Here is a 10793-nt window from a genome sequence, read left to right on the forward strand (position 1 = left end):
AGATACGATGGAGGGCAAGCACCTTCCGGCCTCGCCTTGCCATGCATGCCTCCCCTGCCCTCGCGGCGCTGGTCCTGATCGTCGAGGACGAAGCCGAGATCGCCGACATCCTTGCCGCCTACCTTGAACGCGAGGGCCTGCGCACCCTGCGTGCGGCCGATGGCCAGATTGCCCTGGACCTGCATCGCAGCATGCGCCCGGACCTTGTACTGCTGGACGTGCAGCTGCCGCGGCTGGATGGCTGGAGCGTGCTGACCCAGCTGCGCCAGCGCGGCGAAACGCCGGTCATCATGCTGACCGCGCTGGACCAGGATCTGGACAAGCTGACCGCGCTGCGGATGGGTGCCGATGACTATGTGGTCAAGCCGTTCAACCCGGCAGAGGTGGCAGCACGCGTGCGTGCAGTACTGCGGCGTACGCTGCGCAGTGCGCGGGCGGATGCGCCCACTGCCCTGCGCGTCGGCCCGTTGCTGATCGACACCGCCACCCACGCGGTGCATGTGGAAGGCGACGGCTACAGCCACGAGCTGCTGCTGACCCTGACCGAGTTCAAGCTGCTGCATTGCATGGCTTTGGCGCCGTCACGGATCTTCAGCCGCAGCGAGCTGATGCACGAATGCCTGCCGGAAAGCGAAGCACTGGAACGCACCGTGGACAGCCATGTCAGCAAGCTGCGGCGCAAACTGGACGAAGTAGGCCTCACCCAGATTCCGGCCAGCGTGCGCGGTGTCGGCTACCGACTGATGGCCGACCGCTGATGCGGCGCTCCGGGCTCAGCCGGCACATCATCGTCTCGATGTCGCTGATGGTCGTCGGCGTCATCGTGATGGTGATCCTCTCTTCGTGGCTGCTGTATGCCGTGCTGATCGAATTCTTCCCGGCCAGCGCCGAAGAGCCGGAAGGCTGGCTGCCGACGGGACCGGAGCTGGCGTGGATGGTCGGGGTGATCCTGACCGGCCTGGCGCTGGCGATTGCCGCTTCGTTCCGCCTGGCCCATCGCATCCTGTCGCCGCTCAATTCACTGGTGGACAGCGTGCGCGCACTGGCAGGCGGCGATCTCGGCGCGCGCGCCACGGCCGAGGCCAACTCCCCCGGTGAGGTCGCAGCGCTGGTGGACGACTTCAACGCGATGGCGCGCCGCCTGCAGCACATGGAAAGCGAACGGGTGATGTGGCACGCGGCCATCGCCCACGAACTGCGCACGCCGGTGACGATCCTGCGCGGGCGCCTGCAGGGCCTGGCCGAAGGCGTGTTCCAGCCCGATGAGTCGCAGTTCCGCAGTCTGCTGGCGCAGGTCGAGGGCCTGTCACGGCTGATCGAGGACCTGCGGGTGCTGAGCCTGGCCGACAATGCCCGCCTTGATGTGCGCCGCGCCCGCACCGATGTGGTGGCCGAAGTGCATTCGGTGATGACCCTGGTCGATCCCGCTTTCCGCAGTGCCGGCTTCGTGCTGGAGCTGGAGACCAGCCGCGAGGAGCACCCCGCCCATTGCGATCCGACGCGGTTGCGGCAGGCGTTGCTGGCCTTGCTGGAGAACGCGCGCCGCTATGCCAACCCGGGCAAGGTACGCATCGCCGTGCATGACACCGTGGCCCATGTGCAGGTGGCGATCGAGGACGAAGGCCCGGGTATCAATCCGGCCCTGCATGCGGACATCTTCAATCCGTTCATGCGCGGCGACGGTTCACGATCGCGCCTGGGCGGTGGCAGTGGTCTCGGCCTTGCGGTGGTCAAGGCCATCGCCGATGCACACGGCGGCCAGGTCTATTGCACCCCGGGCACGGCCGGTGGCAGTCGTTTCGTCATCGAGCTGCCGCGCCAGTAGGCGGCACTTCGGCGGCCTGCTCACGCACGCGCGCACCCAACGCAGCCAGATTGTTGTCGATGTCATCCAGCTCACGTCGCTGCGATGGCGGCAACTGCGCGCGCAGCTGCACGCGCAGTGCCTGCCAGGCGGGTATGGCCTGTGCGCTGGCGACGGCCACTGCGCGTGCCACCTCTGCCTGTTCTTCCGCCTGCGGCAGGCCGTAGCCGGCGTCGGCCAGCAACTGTCCGGGCCGCAACCACTGCCCGCTCTGTTCCAGCAACGCGCGCAGTGAACGGGTGGCGCTGCTGTCAGGGTCAGCCAGCAACCGCCGCTTCAGTGCATCGCGTGCGCGCAGTTCCGCGCGCCGCTGCGCCGCCTGTTCCAGCAACAGCAGGCCGGCGCTGGCGCGCACATCACCGCGCAGCAGCCACGGTGCGCGCTGTTGCGCCGGCAGCGCCAGCCATGCACGCACATCGCGCGCCGGCAACGCCATCTGCGCGGCGGCAACCGAAAACAACTGCTGGTAGTGATCGCGCGCGGACGCAAAGTAGTAGCCCTGCGCCTGTGCCTGCGCGGGATCGGCCAGCACCTGCTCGTCCAGGGCATGCAGCCGCGCCAGCCGCCGCCGCAACCCGCGCGGGCTCAGCTGCGCCAGGCCGGCTTCGCCCAGACGCGGAACACCTGCCTGCAGCAGCTTTGCCGTCTCCACCGCGCAGTTGTTGCTGACGAAGTAATAGCGGCCGTCATAGCTCCAGTGCACCTGTGCAGTGCGCTCGAGCAGGCTGGCGATCTCGCTGCGGTCCAGCTGCAGCGGCAGCGAGGCCAGTCCGCGCAGTTCGACCTTGGTGTATTCGTCCACCACCTGCTGCAGCGGCAGCACGAACAGGCGCGAAGGATAACCACCGGTCAGGCCGCGCCAGTTGGAAATCTGCACATCGCCGACGAAGGCGCGGAAGGACAGCACCCGGTGATGCTCCAGGTCCAGCCTGCAGTCCGGTCCCGGTGCGCGGCCGGGACGGCAGATCACCAGCCGCAGCATGCTGTGGCCCCAGCGGCTCATCGGCTGCGCACTGCCTTCGGCGAACAGATAGTCCACGGCGTACACACGCGACGGGTCAAGCTGCAGCAGCGACGCCGCGCCCTCTTCCGCATCGGCCTGCAGCAGTGGAACGGTGCCAGCGCAGTGCGGCGCAGGCAACGATGGCGGCGTACCGAAGTGCGCCTGATACCACTGCGCCAGTGCCGGGCGGCGGCACGCGAACTCTGCATCCAGCACGAAGTGTTCGGCGTTCACCGCCAGGTACTCGGCCGGGTCGGTCAGCTCGTAGGCATCGGGGCTGCGGTCGCGGAAGGCATTGTCACCGCGGCCCAGATGCCACGGCTTGCGCTGCCAACCGGCAAGGTCGCGCCAGCGGGCGCTGCGCGACCAGTGCGTACTGTTGCGGTCAGCAACATGGGTCAGTTCGTGCACCAGCGCGCTGCGGCGGGCGCGACGGGCACCGGCCACATCGTCATCCAGCAGGTCGCGGCGCAGCGCGATGCGCCCGGCGAAGGCACGGCCATGCACATCGGCCGGCAGGTCATCGCTCCAGCGCACCTGCACCTGCGCCGGCAATGCAGCCAGGAGGCCTTCCGGCAGCAGTGACTGCACATCGGCGAGGGTCTGGCTGGCGAGCTGCTGCTGTGCCGGATCGAGACCGGCCGGGTCGAGCTGCAGGCGATCAGCCGCGTGCGCGACCTGAGCGGCCAGCAGTAGAGCCACGCCATGCGTGGCAGCTGTGATCGTCCGTCTGCGCTTGGCATTCAGCCGAGCATGGCTCGGCTCTACAGCAAGCGATGACGCGGAGGTCATGTTGCCCGGATCAACGCGCCAGAAGCGCGCGCGCCAGCTGCAGGTCGCTCTGCTGCTGCGCAGCTGCATCCTGCTCGCGCAGGTGCACCAGCGCCGCCTGCAGGCGTGCACCACGGATCTGGCCATCGCTGGCGACAAAAGCCGCCGCATCATCGCGTGCGGCCAGCACCACCTTGTCATCGCCCGAGCTGCTGCCCGAGGAACCCGAAGAGGCGCCCGTCGCCGACCCGGCCGAGGTGCCGGCAAAGCTCGAAGCGAAGCCGGCCAGCGGCAGGGACAACAGGGCAACCAGCAGGAGCGGACGGATCATGGTCAGGAAGTTCGTTGATTTGGGTGGGTGGAGCGTAACGGCTGGGTGAAGTCTTTGCCCGTGTCAAAGGTCGAACAATTTGCCGGGATTCAGCCGCCCTTCGGGATCGAACGCGCGCTTGACCGCCTTCATCAGCCCGATCTCGGCCGGGCCACGGGTGCTGTCCAGGTAGCCCTTCTTGACCAAGCCGATACCGTGCTCGGCCGAAATGCTGCCATTGAAGCGCGCCAGCACCTGCGCCAGCAGCTTGGTCACGTGCTCGCACTGGGTCACGAAGTCGGCATCGCTGGTGTCATCCGGCTTGAGCACATTGATGTGCAGGTTGCCGTCACCGATATGGCCGAACCAGACCACGTCGAAATGCGGGTAGGCGTCGCCGATCAGCGCCTGGGTCTCGGCCAGGAACGCCGGCATCGACGAGATCCGCACCGAGACATCGTTCTTGTAGGGCTTGTAGCGCGCCAGCGCCTCGGTGATGCCCTCGCGCAGGCGCCACAGCTGCGCCGCCTGCGCATCGCTGGCACTGATCACCCCGTCGCTGACCCAGCCATTGCCCATGCAGTCTTCGAAGGCGGCCATTGCCGCCGCTTCCTGCGCTTCGTCACCGGCAGCGAATTCGGTCACCACGTAATAGGGATGTACTTCATCGAACGGTGCCTGCGCGCCGTGGGACAGCACGTGCTCCAGCGCACGGTCGGTGAAGAATTCGAAGGCCTGCAGCTGCAGTCGCGCGCGGAACGCGGCGAACACCTGCATCAGCACGTCGAAGCTGGGCAGCGCCAGCAGCATCACGTTGCTGGCCGGCGGCGGGTCGGTGAGTTTCACCGTGGCCTCGACGATCACGCCCAGGGTGCCCTCCGAGCCGATCAGCAACTGGCGGAAGTCGTAGCCGCTCGAGTTCTTGATCAGGCCCTTGTTGAGCTCGAGCAGTTCGCCCGTGGCAGTGACCACCTTCAGTCCCGCGATCCATTCGCGGGTATTGCCGTAGCGGATCACCCGGATGCCACCGGCATTGGTGGCGATGTTGCCGCCGATCGAACAGGAACCGCGCGCGGCAAAATCCACCGGGTAGATCAGGCCGTGCTCCAGCGCGGCGTTGTGCAGCGCCTCCAGCGGCATGCCGGCCTGCACCACCAGGGTGCGGTCGACGGCGTCGTAGTCCAGCGCCTTGTTCATCCGTTCCAGGCTCAGCACCAGCTCGCCATTGGCCGCCACCGCGCCGCCGGACAGGCCGGTGCGACCACCGGACGGAACCACTGCCACGCCTTCGGCCGCGCTCCAGCGCATTACCGCCTGCACTTCTTCCACCGTGGCCGGCAACGCGATCGCCAGCGGCGCCGGCGTCCAGCGCCGGGTCCAGTCGCGCCCGTAATGCTCCAGGTCGGCAGGGTCGGTCTTCAGCTTCAGGCCGGGACAGGCCTGCTGCAACGAGGCGATGCGGGAATCGGTCATGACGGTCCAGCGCGGGGCGTGAAGAACGGGCAAGCGTGCCAGTGGCGGGGGGCAGCGTCCAGCCCCGCAACGCCTTCGATAGCTGCAGTTGCAACCAATTGCGCACTGCACCATGGGCGTTGCGATCTGGCATAGTGGTCAGCCCCTGTCCCACTGGCCGTGCCGCCCCATGTCGCCGAAGAAGACCTCGTTCCCGAAGCAGGATATCCGCGTACTGTTGTTGGAGGGGGTCAGCCAGACCGCCGTGGAGGTGTTCAGCGCCGCCGGCTACAGCCAGATCGAAGCGCACACCAAGGCACTGCCCGAGGACGAGCTGAAGGCGCGCATCGCCGAGGCGCACATCGTCGGCATCCGTTCGCGCACCCAGCTCAGCGCCGAGGTGCTGGCCGAGGCCAAGCGCCTGATTGCGGTCGGCTGCTTCTGCATCGGCACCAACCAGGTCGACCTGGATGCGGCCGAGCTGGCCGGCATACCGGTATTCAACGCGCCCTACTCCAACACCCGCAGCGTCGCCGAGCTGGTGATCGCCGAAGCGATCATGTTGACCCGTGGCATTCCGCAGAAGAACGCCGAGTGCCATCGCGGCGGCTGGTCGAAGTCGGCCAGCGGCAGCCATGAGGTGCGCGGCAAGGTGCTGGGCATCATCGGCTACGGGCATATCGGCACCCAGGTGGGCGTACTGGCCGAATCGCTGGGCATGCAGGTGATCTTCCACGATGTGGAAACCAAGCTTTCGCTGGGCAATACCCGGGCGGCGGCCAGCCTGGACGACCTGCTGGCGCGTGCCGACATCGTGACCCTGCACGTACCGGAGACGCCATCCACGCAGTGGATGATCGGCAGCACCGAGCTGGCAAAGATGCGCCGCGGCGCGCACCTGATCAACGCCGCGCGTGGCACCGTGGTCGACATCGATGCGCTGGATGCTGCACTGGCCAGCGGCCACATCGGTGGCGCTGCACTGGATGTGTTCCCGGTCGAGCCGAAGGGCAACGGCGATGTCTTCGAATCGCCGCTGACCCGCCACGACAACGTGATCCTGACCCCGCACGTCGGCGGCAGCACGCTGGAAGCGCAGGACAACATCGGCATCGAAGTGGCCGCCAAGCTGGTGCGCTACAGCGACAACGGCAGCACCCTGTCGGCGGTCAACTTCCCGGAAGTGACCCTGCCCGAGCACGCCGACAGCCTGCGCCTGCTGCACATCCACCAGAACGTGCCGGGCGTGCTGTCCAAGGTCAACGAGATCTTCTCGCGGCACAACGTCAACATCGACGGCCAGTTCCTGCGCACCGACCCGAAGGTGGGTTACGTGGTGATCGACATCACCGCCAGCGAGGAACAGGCCAGCGCGGTGCGTGACGAACTGGCGGCGATTCCGGGCACGTTGCGCACGCGCATTCTGTATTGATGGCGGCGCCGGGCCATGCCCGGCGGAATGCATCCGGCACCACGCCATCCACGCATGGCGTGGATCTACTGGGCGCGCGATCCCCTGGTAGATCCACGCCATGCGTGGATGTATTTTTTCAGCGTGCCAGCCACCGGCGCGCCATGCGCTGCATCGATTCATCCGACTGCGGATCGCCGGCGACCTCGGCCACCGGGCGCCAGGCCAGCTCCAGCGACTCTTCGCTGAGCACGAAATCCTCGCCGCCCAGCGCACGGATCACGAAACGCACATCGTAATGCCAGTGCCCCGGCACGTCTTTGCGTTCCGGAATCCAATGCTTGTCCAGGTCGAAGATCGCCGGATCGTCCAGCACCAGCCCGGTCAGGCCGGACTCCTCTTCGGCCTCCTTCAGCGCCACCCGGGCCAGGTCGCGGTCGCCGTCGGCGTGGCCGCCCAGCTGCAGCCAGCGCTGCAGCTTGCGATGGTGGGTCAGCAGCAGGCGCTGGCCATCGGCGCTGACCAGCCAGCAGCTGGCGGTGAAATGGCCTGCCAGCCGCTCGCGGCGGAACGCATCTTCCACATCGTCGATCAATGTGCCGAATTCGGCAGCCAGGGCGTCGTGGGCGGGTTCCTTGCGCGCATAGTCATGCAGCAGGCTGCGCAGGCGATCGTCAAGCACGGCAAGGGATTCGGTGGTTTCGCTCATGAATGCGGGGTGCCCGGAAAAATACCGGCCATTATCGCCGTTCATTGTTGCGTTTGCGCTTGTGCGGTGCCTTCAGCATTGGCTAAGGTACAGCGGGCCGTTTGCGCGGCCTTCACCATTCGGGCCGCTGGCAATGTACCGGCAGCCCTCCCAATCCGATCATCAGGAAGTACTGCATGCTGAAAGCTCTGTTGAGGGTCAAGCCGGTCGAACCGGCCGGGCACGTCGATGCCGGCGAACCCATCGAAGGCAGCCTGGACGGCGAAGCCACGTTGAAACGGACCCTCACGGCGAAACACCTCATCATGCTTGGCATTGGTGCGGTGATCGGCGCAGGTATTTTCGTGCTCACCGGCCAGGCCGCGGCCAACCACGCCGGTCCGGCGGTGATGCTGTCGTTCGTGTTCGCCGGGATCGCCTGCGCGCTGGCGGGCCTGTGCTACGCCGAGTTCGCCGCGATGATGCCGGTCTCCGGCAGCGCCTACTCCTACTCCTACGCCACCCTCGGCGAGGGCATGGCCTGGTTCATCGGCTGGTGCCTGGTGCTGGAGTACCTGTTCGCCTCGGCCTCGGTCGCGGTGGGCTGGTCGGCGTACCTGATCAGCTTCATCACCACCACGCTGCACATGCCGTTCCCGGACGCACTGAGTGCGGCGCCGATCGCCTGGAACGGGCACGAGTTCGCCGCCTCCGGCAAGCTGTTCAACCTGCCGGCGGTACTGATCGTGGCGGCGGTGACCGGCCTGCTGTACGTGGGCGTGACCCAGTCCGCGTTCGTCAACGCGATCATTGTGGCCATCAAGGTGTTTGTGATCTGCCTGTTCGTGGGCATCGGCGCGGCCCACGTGGACCCGGCCAACTGGCATCCGTTCATCCCGGAAAACACCGGCGTGTCCGGCGAGTTCGGCTGGAGTGGCGTGTTCCGCGCGGCCACCATCGTGTTCTTCGCCTACATCGGCTTCGATGCGGTCTCCACCGCCGCCGGCGAAACCAAGGACCCGCAGCGCAACATGCCGATCGGCCTGCTCGGCTCGCTGGCGGTCTGCACCATCGTCTACATCATCGTCTGCGCGGTGCTGACCGGCATGCTGCCGTACCACCTGCTGGGCACCGACAAGCCGGTGGCCACCGCACTGGAAGCCTACCCGAGCCTGTCCTGGCTGAAGACCGCCGTGGAAATCGGCGCGATCGCGGGCCTGTCCTCGGTGGTGCTGGTGATGATGATGGGCCAGACCCGCATCGCCTACACCATCTCGCGCGACGGCCTGCTGCCGAAGGTGTTCGGCAAGGTCCACAAGCGCTTCCGCACCCCGTACTGGGCCACGATCGTGGTCGGCGTGATCGCCGCTTCGCTGGCCGGCCTGGTGCCGCTGAACGTGCTCGGCGAGCTGGTGTCGATGGGTACCCTGCTGGCCTTCGCCACGGTCTGCGTGGGCGTGCTGATCCTGCGCTACACCCGCCCGGAGCTGCACCGCCCGTTCCGCGTGCCGCTGGTGTGGGTGATCTGCCCGCTGGGCGCGCTGTCGTGCCTGTTCCTGTTCTGGCAGGCCTTCGTGGTGCACTGGCACCTGTTCGTGGGCTGGACCGTGCTGGGCCTGCTGATCTACTTCGGCTACGGCATGCGCCACAGCAAGCTGGCCAAGTCGCCCTGATCCTCCCGACGGGCCGGCTCCTGCGCCGGCCCGTCGATATCCGCAAGCATTTCCGCCCGCGCCCGTTCACGGGGCGCACCGCACAAGACCACCACACATGTTCAAGCAACTGTGGGCCACCAAGCACCCGCACGCCGCCCACGAAGACGCCAATGGCCTGAGCCTGCGTCGCCACCTCGGCCCCTGGGGCCTGACCGCACTCGGCATCGGTGCGGTGATCGGCGGCGGCATCTTCGTCATCACCGGCCAGGCTGCCGCCAATCACGCCGGCCCGGCCATCATGCTGTCGTTCGTGCTGGCCGCGATCTGCTGCGCCTTCTGCGCCCTGGCCTATGCCGAGTTCGCGGCGATGGTGCCGGTCTCCGGCAGCGCCTATACCTATACCTACGCCACCTTCGGCGAGCTCTCGGCCTGGTTCATCGGCTGGATGCTGGTGCTCGAGTACGGCGTCTCCGCCTCGGCCGTGGCGGTCAGCTGGACCGGCTATTTCCTCAGCCTGCTCAGCCATTTCGACATCCATCTACCGGCTGCGCTGGTCAGTGCCCCATTGGACGCGCAGCTGCGCCCCACCGGCGCCATCGCCAACATCCCCGCCGCGATCCTGGTGCTGCTGCTGACCTGGCTCTGCTACGTCGGCATCAGCAAGTCGTCGGCGATGAACATGGCCATGGTCATCCTCAAGACCGGGCTGATCGTGCTGGTGATCGTGGTCGGCTGGAAATACGTGGACACCAGCAACTGGACCCCGTTCATCCCGGCCAACGAAGGCCCCGGCAAGTACGGCATGGAAGGCGTGCTGCGCGGCGCGGCGATGGTGTTCTTCGCCTATATCGGCTTCGAAGCCGTATCGGTGGCCGCGCAGGAATCACACAAGCCGCAGCGCGACATGCCGATCGGCATGATGCTGTCGCTGGTGATCTGCACGGTGCTGTACATCGCGATGGCTGCGGTCATGACCGGCTTGGTGCCCTACCAGCTGCTGGGCACCGACGAGCCAGTGGTCACCGCCGTGGCCGCGCACCCGCAGCTGGGCTGGTTGCGGGTGGTGGTGGAGATCGGTGCGTTGATCGGCCTGTCCTCGGTGGTGCTGGTGATGATCATCGGCCAGCCGCGCATCTTCATGATCATGGGGCGTGACGGCCTGCTGCCGCCGGTGTTCACCAAGATCCACCCGAAGTACCGCACGCCGCATATCAACACGGTCATCACCGGCATCGGCATCGCCCTGCTGGCGGCGCTGTTCCCGCTGGACATCCTCGGTGAACTGACCTCGATGGGCACGCTGATCGCCTTCGCGGCGGTCTGTGCCGGCGTGCTGATCCTGCGCCGCACCCAGCCGGACCTGCCGCGTCCGTTCCGCATCCGGGGCGCGTGGTTGATCTGCGGCCTGGGCGTGCTGAGCTGCCTGGCGCTGCTGTCGGCGATGACGCTGCACAACTGGATGCTGATGGGCGTGTGGACGTTTGTCGGCTTCGTGATCTACTTCTTCTACGGCTTCAAGCACAGCCGTTTGCGGGGGAAGTGAGTTTTCTGCATTGCAGGGCCTGCGGCCCTGCACCCGCTGGAGCAACAGCAACAGCACCGGCGGGTTTGAGGGTTTGGCGGGGGGGGGGGGGGGTTG

Annotated in this window: 9 protein-coding genes; 5 read left to right on the plus strand and 4 right to left on the minus strand. The window is 67.0% G+C overall.

All coding sequences use genetic code 11. The features are described from left to right. Positions 1-41 precede the first annotated feature (41 nt). Both ACFX4F_RS11810 and ACFX4F_RS11815 read left to right on the plus strand, forming a co-directional pair. Positions 42-758 (plus strand): response regulator, encoded by a 717-nt coding sequence (locus tag ACFX4F_RS11810; protein WP_099818333.1) that lies wholly within the window; start codon positions 42-44, stop codon positions 756-758. Beyond that, positions 758-1825, plus strand: coding sequence for an ATP-binding protein (locus ACFX4F_RS11815; protein ID WP_099818332.1), 1068 nt, complete (start codon positions 758-760; stop codon positions 1823-1825). Before ACFX4F_RS11810 ends, ACFX4F_RS11815 begins: the two co-directional genes overlap by 1 nt. Here ACFX4F_RS11815 and ACFX4F_RS11820 read toward each other — a convergent pair. The 3 genes from ACFX4F_RS11820 to ACFX4F_RS11830 form a co-directional block, all read right to left on the minus strand. Beyond that, a complete protein-coding gene (locus ACFX4F_RS11820; RefSeq protein ID WP_380655438.1) occupies positions 1803-3659 on the minus strand; it encodes a DUF4105 domain-containing protein in 1857 nt (618 codons plus the stop codon). The genes ACFX4F_RS11815 and ACFX4F_RS11820 overlap by 23 nt on opposite strands. Positions 3660-3669: 10 nt before the next feature. Continuing rightward, a complete protein-coding gene (locus ACFX4F_RS11825; RefSeq protein WP_099818331.1) occupies positions 3670-3969 on the minus strand; it encodes a DUF2388 domain-containing protein in 300 nt (99 codons plus the stop codon). Between the two features lie 63 nt (positions 3970-4032). Further along, positions 4033-5421 (minus strand): FAD-binding oxidoreductase, encoded by a 1389-nt coding sequence (locus tag ACFX4F_RS11830; protein ID WP_380655442.1) that lies wholly within the window; start codon positions 5419-5421, stop codon positions 4033-4035. 169 nt (positions 5422-5590) lie between these two features. Here ACFX4F_RS11830 and serA point away from each other — a divergent pair, with 169 nt between their 5' ends. After that, complete coding sequence (gene serA, locus ACFX4F_RS11835; RefSeq protein WP_099818329.1) at positions 5591-6832, plus strand: phosphoglycerate dehydrogenase; 1242 nt, start codon at positions 5591-5593, stop codon at positions 6830-6832. 118 nt (positions 6833-6950) lie between these two features. Here serA and ACFX4F_RS11840 read toward each other — a convergent pair whose 3' ends face one another. After that, the gene (locus ACFX4F_RS11840) at positions 6951-7520 is read right to left on the minus strand and encodes an NUDIX hydrolase (protein ID WP_380655445.1); all 570 of its coding nucleotides are present in this window, start codon (positions 7518-7520) and stop codon (positions 6951-6953) included. A 176-nt stretch (positions 7521-7696) separates the two neighbouring features. Here ACFX4F_RS11840 and ACFX4F_RS11845 point away from each other — a divergent pair, with 176 nt between their 5' ends. Both ACFX4F_RS11845 and ACFX4F_RS11850 read left to right on the plus strand, forming a co-directional pair. Then, entirely contained in the window at positions 7697-9172 is a 1476-nt protein-coding gene (locus ACFX4F_RS11845) for an amino acid permease (RefSeq protein WP_180166946.1), read from the plus strand. Positions 9173-9269: 97 nt separating this feature from the next. Beyond that, positions 9270-10697 carry an amino acid permease gene (locus tag ACFX4F_RS11850; protein WP_099818326.1) on the plus strand — a complete coding sequence of 476 codons (1428 nt, stop codon included), beginning with the start codon at positions 9270-9272 and terminating at the stop codon, positions 10695-10697. The last annotated feature ends 96 nt before the right edge of the window (positions 10698-10793 follow it).

Source organism: Stenotrophomonas sp. YIM B13575 (genome assembly GCF_042787595.1).
Lineage (GTDB): Bacteria > Pseudomonadota > Gammaproteobacteria > Xanthomonadales > Xanthomonadaceae > Stenotrophomonas > Stenotrophomonas lactitubi_B.